Origin of the sequence: Bradyrhizobium genosp. SA-3, assembly GCF_004212635.1 — a bacterium.
Taxonomy (GTDB): Bacteria; Pseudomonadota; Alphaproteobacteria; order Rhizobiales; family Xanthobacteraceae; genus Bradyrhizobium.
This window is the reverse complement of record NZ_PSRT01000090.1, coordinates 15,478-33,963: the sequence shown is the minus strand read 5'-3', so window position 1 is coordinate 33,963 and position 18,486 is coordinate 15,478. Positions and strand designations below refer to the sequence as shown.

The window sequence follows — 18,486 nt, the reverse complement described above, 5'->3', positions numbered from 1 at the left end:
GCCGCCGCAAGGCGAGATCGAGATCACGCTGGCACAGATCTGGGCCGAGCTGCTCGGTGTGGAGCGGGTCGGACGCCACGACGACTTCTTCGAACTGGGCGGGCACTCACTGCTAGCGGTGCGGCTTCTCAGTCGAGCGCTCGATGCCGGGTTCAAGTTTACCGCCGCCGATCTCTTCCAAGCTCCTGTTCTGAAGGAACTTGCATTGAAGGTTCATTTGGAGCCACAGCCCAGTAGTCCGGGAGTGATTTGTGTTCGCGCAACCGGATCGCAGCCGCCGCTGTTCTTTGTTCCCACAGGCTTAGGAGATTGTTCCTATATCCTCAACTTGGTGGAGGGAATGGACGCGGACTGTCCAATTTATGGACTACCGTGGCCTTCTTTCAGTGAAGTTTGTTCGCCGACTCTTGAAGCGATAGCCTCGCAAGTCATTCCGGCGATCAGGGAGATACGGTCCCGGGGTCCATATCGATTTGCTGGATACTCATCAGGCGGAATATTGGCTTACGCCATAGCCGAGCACTTACTGAGCCTCAATGAAACTGTCTCATTTATGGCGTTCATTGATGTTACGCTACCCGCAAAGCCAGCCGGCATGACGCCCACCCAGATGGTATGCGAAGTGGTGCTGGAAACTCTTGAACCCCTTGAGGACGAGCACTTTAAACTATTAAAGCGCTTTGCACGGCACAGTTCAGTTGCTCAACTACTTGAGAAGGCTCATCAAATAGGAGCTATACCTCCGGATCACAATGATGCTTTGATGTACGAGAGAATTGAGCAGTTTCAAAGGGCGCTGCAGCTATATCGGGCTCCGTCGCTGCCAATTGAGGTACATCAGTTTTACGCGACGGATTCTTCCGTAAGTTGTCGCGCACGACTAGACAAGAGCTCAATAGCTCCAGAGATGAGCTCGCCGATGCGAGGCTGGGACAGGGTTTTGAGTGCAGCGGCCATTGATACCACACCGATTCCAGGCAATCACGCGACGATGATGAACACTCCAGAAAACCGCAAAGTCCTGGCACGCTCGTTATCAAGAGCCTTAAATAGCTCACCGACATGATCCGAGGCAGCCGGCGAACTGGACCATTTTTGGTTAGAGTTTTTCACGATTTCCCCGGCCGGGAGGAGCGAAGAACGATGAAGGCTCAAAGTTTTCGGGCGCCCAGAAGGCGTTCATTTTGAAGCTCCACTGAAAGTCCTTGAAGCGGCGTGCGGGTTGATCGGTCTTCTCGGCCTTAGCCCGGGCCGCCGTCAGTTCGTCCGCGATCATGGCGAGCAGCCGCGTGTTGCGGGCGAACCCGAACAGATAATCCACGTGGTTGGCGCCATCTTGGTCCAGGAGACCGAAGAAGGCAAAGCTCAGGCTCGCGCGCACTATGGCCCATTCACGTAAGCCGCTATTCGCGGAATGGCCCGCTCGATCAATCGCAATAATCGGGTGTTGCGCCTCCCCGCAACCAAGCAAGCCTCTGATAATACGACACCAGAAAATGCGGGCGCCCGCTCATTCACGATCAAGTCGTCGAGCCACCCGAGCAGATCGGCCAGAGGTCCAGGGATTTTCGGTGACGCCGCGTCCGATTTTGCCCGGATTGGGCACCTGCATGAATGAGCGTCTAGGATCGATTGAGCGATTTTGGTTCAGTCGATTTGATGAATGTACAACTGGACGGGAACCGCTTCGTCATAGTGGTCAACCAGCAGCGCCGGGCTCGCTACCTGCCGGGAGCCGAGATGGCGACGTTGCCTGACGCGCCTCGACACAGATGCAACATTAGCTCGAAGGGGAGTTCTGAATGCGTCGGCAGACCAAAGCGTTTGCCGCCAGCAAGCAAGTCGAGCCAGGCGGGGCATCCCAATCGATGATGAATTTCAAGATAGTAGAATGCGGCTAGAGACTGACCCGACCGGTGATGTTTAACCAAAGCCCCGATGGCTTCACTGTCAAGGAGCCATACCTTGGCCACGTTATCAATCGCGCCAAATGCCAAGCGAACAAATCTCCTTCGGTCGACTATAACGGGAACAGTGTCTGGAGCGCTTCGGTACACTGCCGACGAAAGCTCCATCGCGATGAGAGGTAATGTTGCCTCGCAAACCAAAGGTGCACGAAAGAAAGCGGAGTCGGTCCCTAGTTTCACTTCATTCGCGGGTACCTCGACCGATTTTGCTCTTATTAGGCGATTGTCAATCAATCGATTTGGAGGTCTCAGGGCGACGCTGGGCCTCTTCTCGAAAAAGTATTTCGGAGTTTGGCTGTAGAGAAGCGCAAACCTGTCGGCAACTCGAAACCTATTGGGTTCATGGAATAAGTACTTGTAGCCGTTCCCATCGTGAAAAACCACGCGAGTAAGTCGCGTTTGTGGATGTTCCGGAAGCCGCCGGAAATTTTGCGGCGTTACGCCAACACAGTGGCATGGGCTTCGATGACAAGTCGAACGCAACCTGAAATTACACCCGATACCCTTCTTCGCTTGCTGATGCCGTGAAGATCGCGTTCCCTTTGGGAGGAATGACGGTCGCGGGTTTACGGCGTGAGCGCGATCGTAATCGATTGATTATTGAGAAGATTGCCGGCAAGGAATTTACAACGCTGGCTCATATCGAACGGATGCGAGAGCTATGCCGCGAAGGACCAAGTGAGCCAGACTTCAGCTCAAGGCCGCCCGCCGAAACAAGAGCGGAACGATCACTCACCAGGCAACCTGGATCATCAGAGACAACGGCCGGGATATCAGCACAGGCTGCGCTGCAGATGAGATTGCGGCCGCAGAGGAAAAACTAAGGGACTACATAACCTCCAAGCACACTCCCAAGCGACGCGTCCGCCACATAGACGATATCGCAATCGCGGATGTCCTGTCGACTTATTTGGATGCGCAGCTAGACAAGCTTCGCGGTCGTTTCAACTTTGATAGCGAAAGCGAAGATACGATTCCCGAGATCCGCAAGTTCAAGAAGCGCATCGAACGATTGAACGAGTGGTGGGGGGCAAAAATGCTTGGCGAGGTCAATGGGGAGGCATGTCGCTCGTACACCAAGCAGCGCGGCAAAACGGGAGGCGCTCGGTGAGACCTCGAGGATCTCCGAGCCGCCATTGGTCACCATGCAGCCGAAGGATTTCATCGGGAAATCGTTAAGGTGTCGCTGCCAGAGAAGGGGCAGCCACGAGACAAGTGGCTGACGCGCAGCGATGCGGACAAATTGGTTTGGAACTGCTGGCGCTATCGCGAAATGCAGAAGGGCTCGCGTCGACCGACGGATGATGTAAGGCTCCCGACAAGTAAGCGTCCGCTGCGCCACCTTGCTCGGTTCATTTTGATCGGGATCTACAGCGGGTCCCGTGCGGGAGCTATCGCTGCGGCATCTCCCATTCCGGCGATCGGTCGCTCCTATGTCGACCTGGAGCGCGGCCGCTACTACCGTCTGAAACAGGGCAGTGCCAAAACCAACAAGCGGCAACGACGGTGCGCCGATCCCCTTGCGCTTGCTTGCTCATCTGCGGCGCTGGCACCGGATTGATCCAGAGGCGAAGCATTTCGTCGAGTATAACGGAAGGCCCGTTACCTCGGTCAAAACAGCGTTCAAGAGTGCCGTGAGGCTTGCAGGGCTTGGTCCGGGAATCTCCCCTCACACGCTGCGACACACCGCAGCGACTTGGCTCATGCAGAGAGGGGCCGACCCTTGGCAGGCGGCAGGCTATCTCGGAATGTCGCTCTAGGTGCTGCTCAACACCTATGGCCATCACCATCCCGACTATTTGTCCGACGCCGTCGAGAAAATCGCCAAGCGCGATCCAGCCGGCGAACGAAAAGCGCACGTATCTGGTGCGGTTTCTGGTGCGGTGATTCCGTTCAGACGAAACGGCGCCTGATAAGTTGCTGCGCGTGTCGGGACCAATCAGAAGCGAGTCGCCTAACTCATTGATTTGTAATGAGCCGCCAAAAATTCGCGAGTCGAAGAACCAAAGAATCTTGAGTCGATTTCGGATGAAAACCAAAATTTGTGAGTCGATTTACCAATCCACACGATCTGGGGCGGTTCGCGAGAAATTGTGCGCTAGATGTAGTATAGCGTGAGACATGCAAAGTGGTGAGCCAGGACCACGTTGAGGGCACTTTTGAAGACCGCGGCGTCGTCGGAGAGGTCAAGAAGGACGTCCGTCGTGCCGGCGAAGGCGAAGCGGGGGCATCGCTGTCCGAGAGCGGCAGCCTCGGCAGGCGCCGCGCCGATCTGGAATCAGGCCATCAGGCTGCCGCGCCCAGCATCTTCTGCGGCCCGCTGCTCCAAAGTTTCCTTCGACGCCGGAGCAAACATTTGCTTCGCAAGGTCCATGAATTCCTCGAACTCCACCATTGCGAGTTCAAAGCGTTCAAGCTTTTCGACCGTGATTTGGCCGTCGCAGCACGCGGTCAGGTTTTCGTACTTGTCACTCATCGGAAACTCCGTCACTTCATGATCTTTCAGTCACCAGTTGCCGTTGCGAGGGTCAACGAAGAACGCCTCCCTCTCCACAGAAACGGAAAGTGGTGGAAACCGACGGCGACTTGATGGTTCGCGGAAGAACGTGTCGCCTGGGACAGTGAGTACGGCGCGCTTTGGTCGGCATCTTCCGCGACGCGGCACCGGCGGCACGTCGTTTGTCCGCGGCGTGTTCGCGGCGATCCATTATGCCGCTCCGCTCATGTCCAGGGGCGGGCGGATCGTCACGATTGGCAGCAACGCCGCGGTCCGGGTCGGTTTTGCGGGCCAGCATCTACGCGATGACGAAGAGCGCGGTCGCCGGGTTGGTGAAGGGGGCGGCGATCAATCTCGCGCCGCGCGGCATTACCGTCAACAACGTCCAGCCGGGCCCTGTGTCCACCGACATGATCAAAGGGCTTGGAGACGCGGCGTCGGCGCTAGTCTCGAGGATCCCGCTCGGCCGGATGGGCGAGCCAGGCGACATTGCCGGTCTGGTCAGCTACCTGGCGAGCGAGGAGGCGGGCTTTGTCACCGGCGCAAGCCTGACGATCGACGGCGGGTATTCTCTTTAGTGCGCAGGTCGTGTTGGCGCCCGTCCGGCTCGCCGGCTTCGGGGGACGGGCGCTGATACGGCCGCAGCGGATGCGCCGAGGAGGATGTGTTCCAGGGGCGTGATCGCACGACGAAAGAGGTCAAATGGGTCGCCACTCAAGCAGATCTGATCTTTGGCTCGCACGCCCAACTTCGCGCGTTAGCAGAGGTTTATGCGTGTGCGGACGCAAAAGTGAAGTTCGTCCAGGATTTTGTGGCCGCGTGGACTAAGGTGATGAATCTCGATCGATTTGACCTCGCCCGATAGCGACGTTCTGGACTATCCTATTGAGCGCCTTCCGCTTGGCATCGTCGGATTCGACATCGTCGGCGACGGCAGCCCCGGCATTGAGGTCTTCCTCGAAGACTGCAGGCTATCTTCGGCCGGATCTGCCAGGTCCGGGAATTCTACCGCGAGCACAGGTCCACGATCCGCGGCGCGATCTGGTAGGCGACGAGCGGGTGGCGCCGGAGTGCGACGTGCTGAAGCGCAAATGCGCGGCGCAGCCGGAACATTCGAGCCTGATCCGGGCGAAGAAAGATGGAATGTGAGCGTCCTTCGCGGGGGGGGCGACTTTCTCGTCGTGAGTGACCGATGTGAGTGACCGATCATCTCGACAGGGACGCCAACAGCGTCCTATTCCGTGGACGGAGGCCTAGCCGCCCTCGGCAAACCTCGCGAGACACGCCTCGGACCGCGCGAACACTTGCTTGTGCGCAGCGCGCACGACCATCCGGTTGAGCTCTGTCGCCTGCTCGGCGGTGAGGCCGGTGGCGGGGAAGAGCGGATCCTCGTCGACGTCCGCGATCAGCAGCGCCGCGGTCGGCGCGATGGGATAGTAGATCGACAGCCTGTCCGTCGGAACGGGGCGGCGCCCTTCAGATTGATGGCAGGTTGGTCGCCGGTGACGAATGGCACCTCGGAGCGGTTCTCGACGATGACCAGCTTCCGCCGCCTTCGCTCGACGTAGAGGTTACCCCCGATGTTCGTCGCGGTGATGTGGATCATGACGTTCCACACACGCTCGAGGAAAGGACTCGAGCGTGCGCTCCTTGATGCCGCGGGTCCGCATGTACTGCGTGCAGAGGAAGTTGAGGAAGGTGATGCACTCCGCGTCATCGGTATAGAAGCCGACGTCACCGGCGAGCGCGCGCTCCAGCGCTGGCGCAAATGAGTATTCGATGCTCGCATGATAGTCTTCGAGCACGTTCGACGCGTGCTCGTCGAGCTGCGCTTCGATCTTGGGCCAGTTCGGGCTTCCACGGAACGGCTCCGCCAGTTCGAACGGCGCGATCAGCATTGCGACCAAGCTGCCGTGCGTCCGGACCGCCGACGGCCGTCCTTGCCCGAAAAGCATCTTGAGCAGCGCAAGGTCTTGAGGCGTCAGGCGCTGCAGCTTGTAGAAGTCGGTTTGCACGGCGAGCACGCGGGTGCCGCTCGGAAAGACGCGGTCATCCTGCAGGCAGAACAGGCCGCCGTCCCTGGTCCAGGGGCGGAGGTAGTTCTGCCAGACGTGGTGATGGCGGCACTTGGGCCGTTGAGGCGCGTTCATGGTCGACCGGGAATGTTGAGGCGAACGACGGCCGCCGGGCGGCCGTATGGTCCCGACTATACGACGAAGCGGGCGAAACGGCGGCCTGGGACCAAAATTCCGCCCGATCGACCTGCGAACGCGTCGGCGGAGTCGAACGCTGATTGCCGTGGAGGCCCGCCGCCATCAACCTTCGGGATACGGTGCGCATCGGTCGGTCGAAGGATGCGCGTCACGACAATTTCCGAAAGGGTTCCGAGCCGCACGCCTCATGATGTCCTTCAAGGAATTCATGGCCCGTCGCGCCCGGCCGCAGGTCCTAGTCTATTACGACTACGGAGACGCGCAAGCCGCGAAGAACGCCGCCTACCTGATCGAAGGCGGCAAGATCTGGGACATCGACAAGAAGTGGAGCGTCCGGCAGGACCGCACGCATCACGACCCGACCACGACGCACACGCACATCAGATTCAAGGGTAACGACTACGCCATCCTGCACAGGGACGGTTCGCCCAGCCACAACATGCCGGCGGACGGCGTGCCGAACTGGGTCATGGATCGGATCCGGAAGATGGGTCTGATCGAAAGCACGTTCATCGTCGAGGCCGCGGGCGGCGGCGCAGCGGTCCCTGCCTGGGTGATCGAGAGGGCCGAGCTCCGTGCCTTCATCAACGACACCATCGGCGACTATCTCGGCCGCTTCAGATAGGCCCATCGGTCCCAACGGGCCGCCGCGTCAATCCTTCGACAGGACGTGGGCGCAATAGTCGCACATACGGTCGCTGTCGGGGGAGACGTTGAACGGCGTCAGCGGCTCCGAGCACATCTCGCACTTCGTCAGGCCGTCCTCGCAGAAGGCGCACGCGTTCTCGTCTCCCGCCATGACATACGTTCCGAAGCTGCTCGCCCGGCACGGCCCTAGGGGCGGGACGTCGCCGTCGGCGGCCGCCGAATAGAGATCGGCGCCGAAATAGTCGTTCAGCGAAGCTTCGAACAGGCGGCCTGCCGCGATCTCGGCGCCGTACTGCCGACATCTCGCTTCCAGATCTGTCTGCTCCGTCGAGGAGTCTTCGGCCAGGTGGACCAGATGGGAGTGGCAGGAGGGACAGGTCTTGACGGCCGCGGCCATCGATTCGGAGCTCCACGGCACCTCGCCGAACGAGCCCTAGCACTGCGCGAATTCCTTGTCGTAGAGATTCTTGGCCTCGAGCATCGTGTTCCAGCATTCCGCCAGATGTTCGTGGGGCCGTTCGCCTAGCAGGTCGAACAGGTCGACGACGACCGGAAACGCCTGCGAAATTGCCTCGCGCACGGTCTGATGGCTGGCCGAGGTGTAGTTGTGCTCGGCCTCGTTGCGGATCCGGTTAAGGTTGCGCAATGCGGCGTTGTCGATCGCGAGCCCGAACGATTTGAAGCGTTGGCCGATTTCGTTGAAGTCGATCGTCCTGTCACTCGGAATCAGCACAAGGCCGCCCACGCCGTCAGGCTTGAGCTTGTACGATGCCGCCAGGACCAGTGCGGGATCCGCTTCAGGGACCTGCTTGACCAGTGCGGCCTTCGCCATCAGCAACGTTCCGGCATAGAAGTTGCGGACGGCCGACAGGCGAACGCTTCGGATCGTTCGCCTGGTAGTCCTCGAGACCGAGCTGGAGCGATTTTATCGCGTTCGAGAAAAGTTCGCTCATTCGCCCAAGTAGACCTCGATGCGGCCCGAGTCAACGCGCCGACGTTATGACTTGAAGTCGACCTCGGTGGACAACAAGCGATAGGTTCTAGCAGCCAGCGTTGCATGCTAGAAGAGCGCTCCGGCAGCGACACAACCGAACTGTCGGCTGCGATGCCCGGGAAGGCACGCGAGACGAGGTCCGATGGTGCGCTCCGCGACGAAGAAATGCGAATTCTGCGGGCACTGCTACATCCGGCCGTGCACGGCCGAAACGCAGGCCGCGTGCGGCAACACGAAGCTCGCCATCGAGCCCCAAGTCTCCATCCGTCATCACTATGTCCCGGTGTTCTATACGAAGCGTTGGTGCGATGGCGACGGCAAGATCTGTGAGTACAGCCGGCCCCGCGACAAAATCTACGATCGTCGCGTCGTTCCGAAAGGCACAGGATTCCAGGACCGACTGTACGAGACGAAGGGCGTCCCAAAAATGATCGCGCAGCGCATCGAGGACGATTTCATGAGCCCGGTGGACAATCACGCGGCCGATGCCCTGAAACTGATCGAGACCGACGCCCAGAAGATCAACGGCGACCAGAAGCACAAGTCGGCATGGTCACTATTCCTTCTTTCGCTGCTGATGCGTACGCCTGAGGATGTCGCCGCCCTAATCGGCATCTGGGACGATGACTGGGAAAGGGACCTTCCGATCCTTCGCGAGCAATACGAAAAAACAAGAAGCCGGGAGAGACCCGCTCCCTCGAAGAATTCATCGCGCAGGAGGATCCAGACGTTAAAGCGAAGTGGGCGATGAGCGAATTGCCGGACCTGATTGATCACCAAGAAATAGGCCAACTGCTGAACAACATGCATTGGTTCGTCATTACGACTGAGGCCGACGTCCCCCGTCTTCTCACGTCAGACAGGCCCTTGTTCGTCTCAGGGAAATTCGGCGCACCCGACTGCTACCTCACGCTGCCCATCGCTCCCGACCGCCTTTTCGTCGCGGTTCACTCCAAGGATGCGGAAGCCGCTTTCCGGGCCCGGCCTCAGAAGGAAGTGATCGAAGCGACGAACGTTCGAACGGCGGAGCGTGCCGCCAAGTATGTCTACGGGGGCGACAACGCCGCGTCGGAGTTCGTGGGCAAGCACATATCGAGCGCTCAGCAGCCTTCCTACTTCGAGAACGTGCGGAGGCTCAGGCAAGAACGACAAGCTTCCCAAGCCGCGAAAAACCTCGAGTCCCCGTAGCCTGCTGGCGCCGCCGCGACGGGGGCGGCTTCGCGCCGCCCTTCTCCGGACGTGGGTGAGATCCGTGCGCGGGAGCGACACACGCCCTGCTGCGGGCTTCGGAGCGGCTGCTCCTCCTCGCTAAACGGGCGGATTCCATACAAAATTCCGAGAAGCCTTCAAAAAGGCCTTGTAATGTCACGCGCTGTGTGTCATATTGGAACCATGGCATTCAAGCTGCAGCCTGAGTCGAGGGAGGCCGTTCTCGGTGCGGAGACCAAGGTCTTCGAGCCGATGACGAAGGCTGCCGTATTCTTCAGCTTCCACCATCGGCACGCTGCTGAAGTGGCGCGGCTCGTCTCGGCGCTGACCGAAGACGAGAACCTCAAGCAGAAGCGCTTCTGGTCGACCCTTAGTCATCGCGACATCAAGCCGGCGTCGCTGCTGCTGACCGAACAGGCGAAAGTCCGCGAGACCGGCCGCGCTGCGGGCGCGCCGTTCTGGCAGGATCGCGCGCGCATCGACGAAGCATACATATCGCGAAAGCAGATCGAGGCCATCCGCGAAGAGGTCGCCGATCTCTGGAAGAGCCTCTTGCCGGGCCCGGTCATCGTCGACGGAAATCACGATGTCCAAGATTACACTTTCCCGGATCCGGAGTTTCTCTTCCATCTGTGTCATGAGATTGCGCATGTGCACCTGTCCGAGACGGATGTCCGGCGCATCGAGTCGGTGGTCAAGCAGGCCATCCAAAAGCGCGTCCGCCGCATTCAAAGGTTCGTCTTCAGGCGGACCCGCGCCTACCTGCGCTGCAATGACGCGGTGCGCGTCGCGATTCATCGCTACCGAGTAAGGACCGGAATTTCTCCTCCCGGGATCGAGCCGAACTGGACGACGTGCTCGTCCAATCCAGCATCGATTCCGATTCTTGAGGAGAAGTACCATGAACACGTTCGCCGACGAGCGAACCGAAGACGTTTTCCATGGCCGGCACCGGACGGATGTGCCCGAAAGCGTCGCACGTCGAGCCGCCAGGCAGATCGACATCCTGCTCGCAGCCGCGCGGTTGGAGGACTGTCGCATCGCGGGCAGGGGACGTATCGCGAAGCGCCGCAACACCGCGCCGCCCACCTTCTGCTGCAACACAGAGGGCCAATGGTGGATCACCTTCCAATGGCAGCTTGAAAAGGCCGTCAACATCGCGCTCGAAGACACGGGCTAAGACGATCGAGGCCAATATGACGGAACGACGACCGACCAGTCCGGGTGAGGTGCTCCGCGAGGAGTTCCTCACCCCTTGCGTGATCACTCAGGAGGAACTTGCCGAGGCGATGGGCGTATCGCGCTTTCGCGTCAACGAGATCGTCAACGGCAAACGGGCGATCACCGCGGAGACCGCGATCCTGTTGAGCAAGGCGCTCGGCACGTCGGCCAAACTATGGATGAACCTGCAGACGGCGGTCGATCTGTTCGACGCCGAGAAGAAGCTCGCGGGCGCGGCCGATGCGGTTCGCTGTCTTCTCCCGGCTACGGAAATGCCCGCCTAAGCAAGCGGTGCCGGATCCTCCTTCTCGCCGGTCGCTACGATTTTCAAAGCGCCGTCCGGCAGCGGCCGCTGCAGCCGCTTGGCCTCGTCCCACGGCGCGCGCAGCCAGACGTCGTATTCGTCCGCGGTCGTCAGGATGACCGGCATCGCCTTCGGATGCACGCGCTTCACTTCCACGTTCGGCTCCGTCGTCAGGAATGCGTAGATGTCGGCGGTGACTTCGCCTTCCTTGGCCTTCCGCACACTGGTCCAATTCGTCCAGAGGCCCGCAAAGGCGAGCAGGGGTCGGCTTTCGTCGGGAGCGAACCAGACCGGCACGTTCTTGCCGTCCACGGTGTCGTACTCGCTGAACGAGATGAACGGCACAAGGCAGCGATGCTCCGTCCCGAGCCATCGTTTCCAGTGTGCGCTTGAGACGGTGCGGATGTTGGTGATTCCGGAATCTGGCTCCATCCGGAGGAGCCCCTTGAAGTCGACCTCCTTGCCTTTGGCCTGCAGTTTGTCGGCTCGCTTCTTCGTCGCGTCCATCAGCGCGCGCTGTGACGAGGGCATGCCCCAGCGTGCAATGACGATCTCTCGTATCTCGGCGTCATTGCGCACGATCGGTGCAGGATAGTGGGGGAAAATGCCGGGCATCGACGGCAGGTTGCCGACGTTGCTGTTGAGCGCATTGAACAGGCGCCGGATCGCGTCAACGTTCTTGGTCATGCTGTAAAGATTGCACATGAACCTGCAGTCCTATTCCGAATCTTCGCTACGCTCGAACTGATCGCCACGCGTTGCGACGGATAGGGAACCCATGTTTCGCGCGGCTCTCGCCGCTTCGCTATCGATTCTGAGTGCGAACGAATCCGGCTTCGCTTGCAGTTCCTTGAAAAGCGTGTGAGCGATCGCCTGGTAGACTTCGTGCAACAGTTCGTTGGTTTCGAAGAGCAGTTTCCCCATCAGAGTGATGCCTTCGTCAAATACGGTCTGGATCAGATACATCGGCGGTTCGCCGTCCCCTGCCGATACGTTGAAGGGCTCCGTCGTCATGCGCATCATCTCCTCGTCCGAATGGGCCATGATCGTGTTGCGCATTTCGACCAGTCGCGCGTGCAGTGCCCGCTTTTCGTCGGAAAGCGCCAGGCCCACCATCTTCATGGAGAGTGGCATCGTCCCGCCCCGTGACTGGGTAAACGGTCTGGTGTACGCGACAACGAGCGCGGTCTCGAAACAGCGGAAACGCCGGAGATCGACCTTGGAGTAGCTCGCATCCTCATCGCATTCGTGAAGGAACGCGCACGCACTAAGGGCCTGCTGCAGGTCATTCAGCGAGTAAAGGAGGCGACGCCTGCGCGCGTCCGCGTGCAAGGTTGCCTTTTCCTGATCCGTTGGTGCGGACATGATAATGGATCTGCCTTGTTGCATGGCCTCACGGCGGTGGAAGATCGTGTCGAGGGCGAACTGCCAATTGTAACAGCGTAGTTGATGGGCGGCGCCCGGCCTTAGCACGTTTGCTGCACCGCAGCCGGCCCGCCAAGTCGTGAACAAAGGTCGTCGGCGGGTGGGGGAGGGCTGCAAGGTCGACGTCCCGGCGGGTCTTGCAGCCAGAGCATTCGATTTCGAGCCAGAGGTAGCCGCCGTTTATTGCTAGGTCGATCGATGGCGACGGATCTATGGGCGTGCCATCCGCCCACATCCGCTCGTTCCAGCTTTCTGCGGACAACTTGTCCGCTTGGCGAATCAGCTTCTCGCCTTCAACTCGGAGTTCCGCAGACCGCTGCGCCAGCACGGTCGTCATCGCCCGCGCCTTATGCAATCCTTTTGGAGCACCTTGCGGTCGCCTCCCGACAGCGGCGCGGGGTGATACTTCGGCGCCATTCGCTGACGCTATTCGTAGCTTGGCCAGCAGCCGTCTTCTTCGTGGCGGCCGGTCCGCTGCCGGCAGGTGTCGTCGAGCAATCGCTGGCCGACCTCCTTCCACAGTGAGCCAGGACCGTAAAGCCTTACCGCATCGATTTTCTGGATCTCGACCGTCCTGGCGCAGCGTCGACAGGCGACCAGTAATAGGTGCCGTTTGATGTCGGCCAGCTTCCGCTTCTGGACCGGATCGCCGGTAGGCCGGGCGTCGGCGGAAGCGTGGTCCAGGACGGCGTTCAAGTATTCGGGCGGCATCGCGTCGGCGGGACCAACCGGATCCGATGATGGCGTTCTGCCGACGGGAGTTTGGGCAGCCATCTTGTCCATCATTTTTGGGCTCGGCATGCGCCAACTGGCGGGGTGATCGGACATGGTGGAGGTGGAACATAACGGGAACATGAATGTCTAGGTCGTTGATGGAAAAAAGGGCGCCAAAGCGCGAAGCGAACCGCGATCGGTCGCCTGGAGATGTGACGGAGCGGGCCAGAGATCTGGCGAATCGAGGAAATCAACCTTCAGGCGCCAGACCGACTGAACCTGAAGAGCGCGAGGGTGAGCAGGTCCACTGCGGCATCAAAGCTACCTTCCGCAAAGGCAACTTCGAGATAAGGCCTGGCGCTTTCGGGATCGTCGAGATCGCAGAGCAGAAATCGTCCGACCTGGTAAAGGGCGGTTGCGTCCATTCGGGATGCCGATGCCAGGATCTGGTCCCCACGGGAAGCAGACGCCGATCGAACGCCACGGCACCGACCGGCTGGGTGAAAGAATGATCGGAGGCGAGAAACGTGACCTCGTGCAGATCCGGGAAAACCGTCCGGATCAGCACGGGGCTCTCCCGATCGATCTTGGTGCCTGCGGGGAGGGCCAGATCGACGAAGCGGCCGTCCCAATCTCCTCGGACGCCCGATCGCTCCACGCCATGGCTGACCCGCGCTGAAAGAAGGGCACTCCAGCCGTCATCGCGCCATCGCGGCTCGGGTCGCTGCCTGTCGGCGAGCCCATCCCTAGTTGTCCTCTCCGGTTCGCGGCGATTGTCCGTGCACCTATGTTTCGGCCAAGGCCATCCGATGTCGTCGAAGAAGACACGGCCGTTGTAGGGACTTCGGTAGAAGTAGACTGGCACCGGCAGACCGGGCAGCGGGCATTGGGATTGACGTAGCTTTCGACCGTACCGCCGTTGTCGCGAGCCCACCCGAAGGACTGGGGCACGTAGTTCGCGGTGAAATTGGCCACGCTTCCCCAGCGGCGGCCACCGCCACCGGTGTCGCCACCGAATCCGCAGTCGCAACTGAACGAGTGGTTGGCGGCGTTGCACATTCGACGGCACCGACTTCTGGACAGCCAAGTTGTGCTACAGGATAAAGGCAATCCCACGGCGGCGGCGTTCGTGGTTGCCTCGCCACTGCCGTGCCGCATTCGCGGGCTCAGAAGAGCGGACTAGATTCAGGAAAACCGCGCCTGCCGATGCTGGAGACGTTCTTTCGCGGTCCGTTCGCCGTCGGCATCGAAATCGGGATCATCCGCGGGTTCGTACCACAGCATGATCAACGCGAAGCCGTTGGACTGCAGGTAGACCTGTTCGCTCATCGTCGGGGCCTGCCGCCCGCGTTCGACGTCGATCCAGTTGTCGGGCAGGCGTGAGTCGATGTCGCTGGGCACACCGACCCGCAGTCCTTTCCGGTAGAACAGCGACCGCTCCGGAACCGGCTTGCCGCGCACCGCGGTGAGGAAGGGAAATCTGGTTCTGTTGCGGTAGACCGCGCCCACCTTGCCGTCGCGGACGACAACGAAGGCGATCGTCGCCGAATGGTATTCCGCGTAGGCGCGCGCCATCGCGTCCTTGCTCACGTCGAACTTCGTCGCGAGGGCGAGCATGTGCTCGATGCTCGGCGCGCGATTGCCGATCTCGGCCCTCAGCCTCGGCGGCGGCATCAGCACCAGCGACGAAAACCGATTTGCCTCGACTTCCATTTTCGCGCGACGGTCGCCTTCCTTGGGGTTGAGCATCGCCATGTCGCGCTGCGAGCACAGGAAGCGGCCTTCCTCGTCGGGCACGTGCGAGGGCATCAGGAAGTGTCCGAGCTCGTGGCCGATGGTGAACCGGCGGCGCTGCGGCGACACGCCGTTCCTGACGAGGACGATTCCGCGGCTGCGCTCGCGGTCGGTCAGCAGACCGCCTTCGAAGCCCTGTGTCGTGAGCGCCTCGATTTCGATGATGTCGAGTTGCCTGCAGAGCTCTTCGATCGGAACCGGAATGGGCAGACTCGGCTCGGCCTTGAGGATGGCCATCACGAGTCCCTCGGGCGAGCTCTTGTCGGCCAGGTCGATACGCGAGATCTGCATCGGTGCTACTTTCGATCGGGGTCCTTGAGCCGCTGCATCAGAATCCGGATGGTCTCGAGGTCGGGATCGGAAAGCTGCTTGAGTTCGCGAAACAAGGCGACGTGCTTCTCGTCCTCGTCGGTCGCGTTCGGGTTCTCGCCGACCAGATCGGCGATGCGGACCTGAAAATGAGTGGCCAATTTCGTCAGGAGGTCGACCGACGGGTTGCGGCTCCGCCCGGTCTCCAGATCCCAAACATGCGTCTTCGACGCGCCGATCGCGTCCGCGACATCCTGCAGCGACTGCTTCTTGCGGACCCGCAGCTCCTTCAACTTCGTCGCCAGCGACATCCTTAGCCCTTCAAAGGCCCGAAATCGGGCCGTCCGATTCAACTGGACGATTCTATAGCGCCGACCTTGACATAATCAATCGTTCGATTTATCTGTATGGTTACCATCGTCCTCATCGGACGACAAAACGACTTCGGTCGTGAGCCGCCGAGGGGGCAAAATGGACGCCATTAGCGATGAAGCCCAACTGCCGCATGCGGACTACGCCGCCGCCTGGTCGGCCATCAAATTGGACGACGCCGTCCGGACCCGCCTCGTCGCGCAGGCACTTCTCGCCTTCCAGCTCCGCCAGCACTTCCCGTTCGAGCGCGTACCGGTCCACGGTCTGATCGTGCTCGCCGGGCCGCCCGGCACCGGCAAGACGACGCTCGCGCGCGGCCTCGCCAATCAGGTCGCCGAGGCTCTCAAGCCGAAGAAGGTCAAGTTCCTCCAGCTCGATCCGCATGCGCTAGGTAGCGCCTCGCACGGCAAGAGCCAGAAGGAAGTCTCGAAGATCTTCGACCAGTTGATCCCGGAACACGCCGCGCATGGACCGACCATCGTGCTTTTCGACGAGGTCGAGACGCTGGCGGCGGACCGGCAGCGCATGAGCCTCGAAACCAATCCCGTCGACGCGCATCGCGCGACCGACGCGGCGCTGGCCGGCATCGACCTGCTCTCGCGCAAACACCGCAACACGTTGCTGATCGCCACCACCAACTTCCCGAAGGCCGTGGATCGCGCGCTGCTGTCCCGTGCCGATCTGGTCGAGGACATCGGTCTGCCGAACACGCATGCGCGGCAGGAAATCATTGGCGATACGCTGACCACGCTCGCCTCGCAGTGGCCCAAACTTTCGGGGCTGAACGGTCAGATCCCCGCGTTTGTGAAGGCTTCCGACGGGCTCGACGGACGCCGCCTGCGCAAGGCGTTGGTCTCGGCCGCCGCCTCCAGCGTCGAGACCGCGCGCGACCTCAACAAGCTGCAGGCCGAGCAGGTGCTGAAGGCGCTGAAGCAGGCGCTCGAGATCGAGAAGGCGCAGGAGAAGTTCGGATGAAGGTCAAACGCGAGATCGCCTCGGTTCCGGTGCGCTCCGCAGGTGAGACGTGGTCGGCGATCGTCGCGCTGATCTCGGGCGCCGACACGCCCGACGCGGCGACGCTGAAGGCCGCGGCGAGCATCATGGAGTCGCTCATCGCGGACGAGCACCCGGCGACGGTGCCGATCGTTGTCAAGGGCAACGGCGATCGCCTGGTGATCTACTGCCGCTACAACGAGGACGCCATCGAACTCGGGACCACCATCGACAAGCTGACCTGGAATCCCACCGGCGGCAGCGGCTGGGAGATCACTGCGCCGACCGAAGCCGGCGACGTGACGTGGATGAACGACGCGCTCAAGAGCCGAGCGCCGCGCATCAGCGTCCACGACGTGGCGTCGCCGCCCGCGGACGAGGAGGCGACGAAGGTCGCCGACGGCCTCGCAATCGATTGGGGAGTGCTGGGCAAGTCATGAGCGCCACCTTCACCTCGACCCATTCGCGCACGCACACGGCCAAATACGTATCCGACAAGATGCGTAACGTGCTGAAGTATCTGATCTCGTACTACAATCTGAGCCCGGTGGCGCTGCTCGACGCCTGGACCGATTGGGTCGACGCCGGCGCGCGAGATCTGCTGGAGCGGGGCGACCTCGAAAAGATCGTCATCGAGTTCTACAAGCCGGGCAGCGACGCCGCGGCGGGCCGCTGGGATTTTCCGATCCGCTACGACGGCAACGGCGTCGACGAATTGTGGGTCGACCGCGAGTTCCTCGAAGGCTCGTTCGCCAAGACCAGCACGCCGCCGGCCGACTGCATCTACCGGGTTCTGCTGGTGCCGCGTGCCGGCGCGGCGCTGCCCGGCAACCTGTCCTGGACCTCGTTCAAGGCGCTCGGCAGCCTGGTCAGGCGCGAGGCCGGCACGATCGTCTCCACTCCCGACATCATGGCATCGATGGCGTATTACAAATGATCACCGTGGACGAAGCATTCGAGACCTTCCGGCAGCGCCTCGAACTCAGCGAGACCGAGCGGACCGACACGATCCGCAAGCACAACAAGGTGCGCGACTGCATCCGCGGCGGGTTCCACATCGACCGCGACTTCCTCACCGGGTCCTACGACCGGCACACCAAGACGAAGCCGCTGAAGGATGTCGACATCTTCTTCACGCTTGGCTCGAAGGACCAGCATTGGCGCTCGAAGGCACCGAGCGAGGTGCTCGACGCGTTCGTCGATCGCCTGCGCGGCGAGTTCGGCAAGGACGCCGTGCAGCCGGGGCGACGCTGCGCCACGGTCGATTTCGAGAGGAATACGTCCGACAAGGAAGGCAAGGTCCTGTCGATCGACGCCGTGCCCGCCATCGAGCTCTCCGATTGCTACGAGATCCCGGACCGTGATCTCGGAAAGTGGATCAAGACCGATCCTGAGATCCACGCCGAGAAGTCCACGACGAAGAACAAGAACCTGAACGGAAAGTGGGTGCCGCTGGTCAAGATGCTGAAGCGATGGAATCGTTCGGCGGACAAGCCCATCAAGCCGTCGTTTCTGATCGAGGTGATGGCGCAGGATCTGGTCGACGGCCCGTTCACGACCTATCCCGGCGAGGTCCGGAGGTTCTTCGCCGCCGCCCTGGAAGGCATCCGGCAGGAGTGGAAGGATCCTGCCGGCTTGGGGCCGCCGGTTTCGGACCAGATGACGCCGGATCTGATCAAGAAGGCGGAGGCGGCGCTGCGGCGTGCCGAGACCGAAGCGTCCCGGGCGGTCCGCCTGGCGCAGCAGGGCAAGCAGGGCGAAGCCCTGGCGATGTGGGCCTCAATCATGGGTCGCTACTTTCCGAAGAGCTAGAACATGACGCAAGC

The 18,486-nt window shown here is 61.1% G+C and carries 28 protein-coding genes and 2 pseudogenes; 15 read left to right on the top strand and 15 right to left on the bottom strand.

Translation table 11 applies throughout. The features are described from left to right. On the top strand, nucleotides 1-1,066 hold a 1,066-nt coding region (locus CWO91_RS27820), incomplete at its 5' end, for a thioesterase domain-containing protein (protein ID WP_245471383.1). Nucleotides 1,067-1,099: 33 nt separating this feature from the next. Here CWO91_RS27820 and CWO91_RS27815 read toward each other — a convergent pair. From CWO91_RS27815 to CWO91_RS44555, 3 genes are all read right to left on the bottom strand, one after another. Then, nucleotides 1,100-1,381: a hypothetical protein gene (locus CWO91_RS27815; RefSeq protein ID WP_165405747.1), complete on the bottom strand. Its 282-nt coding sequence runs from the start codon at nucleotides 1,379-1,381 to the stop codon at nucleotides 1,100-1,102. Between the two features lie 340 nt (nucleotides 1,382-1,721). Beyond that, nucleotides 1,722-1,997, bottom strand: a complete 276-nt coding sequence (locus CWO91_RS27810) for a hypothetical protein (RefSeq protein WP_130218090.1) — start codon at nucleotides 1,995-1,997, stop codon at nucleotides 1,722-1,724. 892 nt (nucleotides 1,998-2,889) lie between these two features. Then, nucleotides 2,890-3,132 (bottom strand): hypothetical protein, encoded by a 243-nt coding sequence (locus CWO91_RS44555; RefSeq protein WP_245471382.1) that lies wholly within the window; start codon nucleotides 3,130-3,132, stop codon nucleotides 2,890-2,892. A gap of 15 nt (nucleotides 3,133-3,147) precedes the next feature. Here CWO91_RS44555 and CWO91_RS44550 point away from each other — a divergent pair, with 15 nt between their 5' ends. The 3 genes from CWO91_RS44550 to CWO91_RS44540 are packed head-to-tail and all read left to right on the top strand — an operon-like array spanning nucleotide 3,148 to nucleotide 3,880. Beyond that, nucleotides 3,148-3,528: a hypothetical protein gene (locus tag CWO91_RS44550; RefSeq protein WP_245471386.1), complete on the top strand. Its 381-nt coding sequence runs from the start codon at nucleotides 3,148-3,150 to the stop codon at nucleotides 3,526-3,528. Further along, nucleotides 3,446-3,727 (top strand): tyrosine-type recombinase/integrase, encoded by a 282-nt coding sequence (locus CWO91_RS45275; RefSeq protein WP_349643594.1) that lies wholly within the window; start codon nucleotides 3,446-3,448, stop codon nucleotides 3,725-3,727. Before CWO91_RS44550 ends, CWO91_RS45275 begins: the two co-directional genes overlap by 83 nt. Then, complete coding sequence (locus tag CWO91_RS44540; protein WP_245471381.1) at nucleotides 3,728-3,880, top strand: hypothetical protein; 153 nt, start codon at nucleotides 3,728-3,730, stop codon at nucleotides 3,878-3,880. Between the two features lie 365 nt (nucleotides 3,881-4,245). Here CWO91_RS44540 and CWO91_RS27795 read toward each other — a convergent pair whose 3' ends face one another. Continuing rightward, nucleotides 4,246-4,443, bottom strand: coding sequence for a hypothetical protein (locus tag CWO91_RS27795; RefSeq protein ID WP_130218088.1), 198 nt, complete (start codon nucleotides 4,441-4,443; stop codon nucleotides 4,246-4,248). A 326-nt stretch (nucleotides 4,444-4,769) separates the two neighbouring features. Here CWO91_RS27795 and CWO91_RS27790 point away from each other — a divergent pair, with 326 nt between their 5' ends. Together CWO91_RS27790 and CWO91_RS44535 are read left to right on the top strand one after the other, a co-directional pair. After that, nucleotides 4,770-5,042, top strand: a complete 273-nt coding sequence (locus CWO91_RS27790; RefSeq protein WP_245471380.1) for an SDR family oxidoreductase — start codon at nucleotides 4,770-4,772, stop codon at nucleotides 5,040-5,042. A gap of 80 nt (nucleotides 5,043-5,122) precedes the next feature. Next, a pseudogene (locus tag CWO91_RS44535) lies at nucleotides 5,123-5,329 on the top strand (hypothetical protein); the annotation flags it as partial. A 706-nt stretch (nucleotides 5,330-6,035) separates the two neighbouring features. Here the strand turns inward: CWO91_RS44535 and CWO91_RS27780 are convergent. Continuing rightward, nucleotides 6,036-6,614, bottom strand: coding sequence for a DUF4238 domain-containing protein (locus tag CWO91_RS27780; protein WP_130218086.1), 579 nt, complete (start codon nucleotides 6,612-6,614; stop codon nucleotides 6,036-6,038). A 250-nt stretch (nucleotides 6,615-6,864) separates the two neighbouring features. Between CWO91_RS27780 and CWO91_RS27775 the strand changes: the two genes are divergently transcribed. Beyond that, on the top strand, nucleotides 6,865-7,302 hold the full coding sequence (locus CWO91_RS27775; RefSeq protein ID WP_130218084.1) for a hypothetical protein: 438 nt from the start codon (nucleotides 6,865-6,867) through the stop codon (nucleotides 7,300-7,302). Nucleotides 7,303-7,329: 27 nt separating this feature from the next. Here the strand turns inward: CWO91_RS27775 and CWO91_RS44530 are convergent, their stop codons facing one another. Continuing rightward, the gene (locus CWO91_RS44530) at nucleotides 7,330-7,722 is read right to left on the bottom strand and encodes a hypothetical protein (protein ID WP_245471379.1); all 393 of its coding nucleotides are present in this window, start codon (nucleotides 7,720-7,722) and stop codon (nucleotides 7,330-7,332) included. Between the two features lie 36 nt (nucleotides 7,723-7,758). Then, a complete protein-coding gene (locus CWO91_RS44525) occupies nucleotides 7,759-8,157 on the bottom strand; it encodes a hypothetical protein (protein ID WP_245471378.1) in 399 nt (132 codons plus the stop codon). A 304-nt stretch (nucleotides 8,158-8,461) separates the two neighbouring features. Between CWO91_RS44525 and CWO91_RS45100 the strand changes: the two genes are divergently transcribed. Further along, entirely contained in the window at nucleotides 8,462-9,070 is a 609-nt protein-coding gene (locus tag CWO91_RS45100) for a DUF4238 domain-containing protein (protein ID WP_130218082.1), read from the top strand. Next, on the top strand, nucleotides 9,067-9,507 hold the full coding sequence (locus tag CWO91_RS45095) for a DUF4238 domain-containing protein (RefSeq protein WP_167563644.1): 441 nt from the start codon (nucleotides 9,067-9,069) through the stop codon (nucleotides 9,505-9,507). Before CWO91_RS45100 ends, CWO91_RS45095 begins: the two co-directional genes overlap by 4 nt. Nucleotides 9,508-9,684: 177 nt before the next feature. Here CWO91_RS45095 and CWO91_RS27755 read toward each other — a convergent pair whose 3' ends face one another. Then, entirely contained in the window at nucleotides 9,685-10,326 is a 642-nt protein-coding gene (locus CWO91_RS27755; RefSeq protein ID WP_130218078.1) for a hypothetical protein, read from the bottom strand. A 103-nt stretch (nucleotides 10,327-10,429) separates the two neighbouring features. Between CWO91_RS27755 and CWO91_RS27750 the strand changes: the two genes are divergently transcribed. Both CWO91_RS27750 and CWO91_RS27745 read left to right on the top strand, forming a co-directional pair. Beyond that, entirely contained in the window at nucleotides 10,430-10,708 is a 279-nt protein-coding gene (locus CWO91_RS27750) for a hypothetical protein (protein WP_049831776.1), read from the top strand. 16 nt (nucleotides 10,709-10,724) lie between these two features. Next, nucleotides 10,725-11,033: a HigA family addiction module antitoxin gene (locus CWO91_RS27745; RefSeq protein WP_130218076.1), complete on the top strand. Its 309-nt coding sequence runs from the start codon at nucleotides 10,725-10,727 to the stop codon at nucleotides 11,031-11,033. Here the strand turns inward: CWO91_RS27745 and CWO91_RS27740 are convergent. The 7 genes and pseudogenes from CWO91_RS27740 to CWO91_RS27715 all read right to left on the bottom strand — a co-directional run bounded on the left by CWO91_RS27740 (nucleotide 11,030) and on the right by CWO91_RS27715 (nucleotide 15,606). Further along, nucleotides 11,030-11,758: an SOS response-associated peptidase gene (locus tag CWO91_RS27740; protein WP_130218074.1), complete on the bottom strand. Its 729-nt coding sequence runs from the start codon at nucleotides 11,756-11,758 to the stop codon at nucleotides 11,030-11,032. The genes CWO91_RS27745 and CWO91_RS27740 overlap by 4 nt on opposite strands. A 12-nt stretch (nucleotides 11,759-11,770) precedes the next feature. Beyond that, the gene (locus CWO91_RS27735; RefSeq protein WP_130218072.1) at nucleotides 11,771-12,418 is read right to left on the bottom strand and encodes a hypothetical protein; all 648 of its coding nucleotides are present in this window, start codon (nucleotides 12,416-12,418) and stop codon (nucleotides 11,771-11,773) included. A 28-nt stretch (nucleotides 12,419-12,446) separates the two neighbouring features. Beyond that, nucleotides 12,447-12,895 (bottom strand): annotated as a pseudogene (locus CWO91_RS27730) (hypothetical protein). Between the two features lie 9 nt (nucleotides 12,896-12,904). Next, complete coding sequence (locus CWO91_RS27725; protein ID WP_349643593.1) at nucleotides 12,905-13,264, bottom strand: hypothetical protein; 360 nt, start codon at nucleotides 13,262-13,264, stop codon at nucleotides 12,905-12,907. A gap of 185 nt (nucleotides 13,265-13,449) precedes the next feature. Continuing rightward, nucleotides 13,450-13,617 carry a hypothetical protein gene (locus tag CWO91_RS43280; protein WP_165405746.1) on the bottom strand — a complete coding sequence of 56 codons (168 nt, stop codon included), beginning with the start codon at nucleotides 13,615-13,617 and terminating at the stop codon, nucleotides 13,450-13,452. 760 nt (nucleotides 13,618-14,377) lie between these two features. Further along, entirely contained in the window at nucleotides 14,378-15,223 is an 846-nt protein-coding gene (locus CWO91_RS27720) for an ImmA/IrrE family metallo-endopeptidase (protein WP_245471377.1), read from the bottom strand. 59 nt (nucleotides 15,224-15,282) lie between these two features. Continuing rightward, nucleotides 15,283-15,606, bottom strand: coding sequence for a helix-turn-helix domain-containing protein (locus CWO91_RS27715; RefSeq protein WP_130218066.1), 324 nt, complete (start codon nucleotides 15,604-15,606; stop codon nucleotides 15,283-15,285). A gap of 160 nt (nucleotides 15,607-15,766) precedes the next feature. Here CWO91_RS27715 and CWO91_RS27710 point away from each other — a divergent pair, with 160 nt between their 5' ends. From CWO91_RS27710 to CWO91_RS27695, 4 genes are read left to right on the top strand one after another with little or no spacing between them, the layout of a single operon-like run. Then, nucleotides 15,767-16,642: an AAA family ATPase gene (locus tag CWO91_RS27710; protein WP_130218064.1), complete on the top strand. Its 876-nt coding sequence runs from the start codon at nucleotides 15,767-15,769 to the stop codon at nucleotides 16,640-16,642. Further along, nucleotides 16,639-17,100 (top strand): hypothetical protein, encoded by a 462-nt coding sequence (locus CWO91_RS27705; RefSeq protein WP_130218062.1) that lies wholly within the window; start codon nucleotides 16,639-16,641, stop codon nucleotides 17,098-17,100. Before CWO91_RS27710 ends, CWO91_RS27705 begins: the two co-directional genes overlap by 4 nt. Continuing rightward, nucleotides 17,097-17,597 carry a hypothetical protein gene (locus tag CWO91_RS27700; protein ID WP_130218060.1) on the top strand — a complete coding sequence of 167 codons (501 nt, stop codon included), beginning with the start codon at nucleotides 17,097-17,099 and terminating at the stop codon, nucleotides 17,595-17,597. Before CWO91_RS27705 ends, CWO91_RS27700 begins: the two co-directional genes overlap by 4 nt. After that, nucleotides 17,594-18,472, top strand: a complete 879-nt coding sequence (locus tag CWO91_RS27695) for a CBASS oligonucleotide cyclase (RefSeq protein WP_130218058.1) — start codon at nucleotides 17,594-17,596, stop codon at nucleotides 18,470-18,472. Before CWO91_RS27700 ends, CWO91_RS27695 begins: the two co-directional genes overlap by 4 nt. Nucleotides 18,473-18,486: the final 14 nt, after the last annotated feature.

What these genes read in the sequence shown, in the direction of transcription:
- CWO91_RS44555 (WP_245471382.1), bottom strand. Translation starts at nt 3,132, where the DNA reads ATGAAATCCTTCGGCTGCATGGTGACCAATGGCGGCTCGGAGATCCTC.
- CWO91_RS27795 (WP_130218088.1), bottom strand. Translation starts at nt 4,443, where the DNA reads ATGAGTGACAAGTACGAAAACCTGACCGCGTGCTGCGACGGCCAAATC.
- CWO91_RS27790 (WP_245471380.1), top strand. Translation starts at nt 4,770, where the DNA reads ATGACGAAGAGCGCGGTCGCCGGGTTGGTGAAGGGGGCGGCGATCAAT.
- CWO91_RS27780 (WP_130218086.1), bottom strand. Translation starts at nt 6,614, where the DNA reads ATGAACGCGCCTCAACGGCCCAAGTGCCGCCATCACCACGTCTGGCAG.
- CWO91_RS27775 (WP_130218084.1), top strand. Translation starts at nt 6,865, where the DNA reads ATGATGTCCTTCAAGGAATTCATGGCCCGTCGCGCCCGGCCGCAGGTC.
- CWO91_RS44530 (WP_245471379.1), bottom strand. Translation starts at nt 7,722, where the DNA reads ATGGCCGCGGCCGTCAAGACCTGTCCCTCCTGCCACTCCCATCTGGTC.
- CWO91_RS44525 (WP_245471378.1), bottom strand. Translation starts at nt 8,157, where the DNA reads ATGGCGAAGGCCGCACTGGTCAAGCAGGTCCCTGAAGCGGATCCCGCA.
- CWO91_RS45100 (WP_130218082.1), top strand. Translation starts at nt 8,462, where the DNA reads ATGGTGCGCTCCGCGACGAAGAAATGCGAATTCTGCGGGCACTGCTAC.
- CWO91_RS45095 (WP_167563644.1), top strand. Translation starts at nt 9,067, where the DNA reads ATGAGCGAATTGCCGGACCTGATTGATCACCAAGAAATAGGCCAACTG.
- CWO91_RS27755 (WP_130218078.1), bottom strand. Translation starts at nt 10,326, where the DNA reads ATGAATCGCGACGCGCACCGCGTCATTGCAGCGCAGGTAGGCGCGGGT.
- CWO91_RS27750 (WP_049831776.1), top strand. Translation starts at nt 10,430, where the DNA reads ATGAACACGTTCGCCGACGAGCGAACCGAAGACGTTTTCCATGGCCGG.
- CWO91_RS27745 (WP_130218076.1), top strand. Translation starts at nt 10,725, where the DNA reads ATGACGGAACGACGACCGACCAGTCCGGGTGAGGTGCTCCGCGAGGAG.
- CWO91_RS27740 (WP_130218074.1), bottom strand. Translation starts at nt 11,758, where the DNA reads ATGTGCAATCTTTACAGCATGACCAAGAACGTTGACGCGATCCGGCGC.
- CWO91_RS27735 (WP_130218072.1), bottom strand. Translation starts at nt 12,418, where the DNA reads ATGTCCGCACCAACGGATCAGGAAAAGGCAACCTTGCACGCGGACGCG.
- CWO91_RS27725 (WP_349643593.1), bottom strand. Translation starts at nt 13,264, where the DNA reads ATGATGGACAAGATGGCTGCCCAAACTCCCGTCGGCAGAACGCCATCA.
- CWO91_RS43280 (WP_165405746.1), bottom strand. Translation starts at nt 13,617, where the DNA reads ATGGACGCAACCGCCCTTTACCAGGTCGGACGATTTCTGCTCTGCGAT.
- CWO91_RS27720 (WP_245471377.1), bottom strand. Translation starts at nt 15,223, where the DNA reads ATGGCCATCCTCAAGGCCGAGCCGAGTCTGCCCATTCCGGTTCCGATC.
- CWO91_RS27715 (WP_130218066.1), bottom strand. Translation starts at nt 15,606, where the DNA reads ATGTCGCTGGCGACGAAGTTGAAGGAGCTGCGGGTCCGCAAGAAGCAG.
- CWO91_RS27710 (WP_130218064.1), top strand. Translation starts at nt 15,767, where the DNA reads ATGGACGCCATTAGCGATGAAGCCCAACTGCCGCATGCGGACTACGCC.
- CWO91_RS27705 (WP_130218062.1), top strand. Translation starts at nt 16,639, where the DNA reads ATGAAGGTCAAACGCGAGATCGCCTCGGTTCCGGTGCGCTCCGCAGGT.
- CWO91_RS27700 (WP_130218060.1), top strand. Translation starts at nt 17,097, where the DNA reads ATGAGCGCCACCTTCACCTCGACCCATTCGCGCACGCACACGGCCAAA.
- CWO91_RS27695 (WP_130218058.1), top strand. Translation starts at nt 17,594, where the DNA reads ATGATCACCGTGGACGAAGCATTCGAGACCTTCCGGCAGCGCCTCGAA.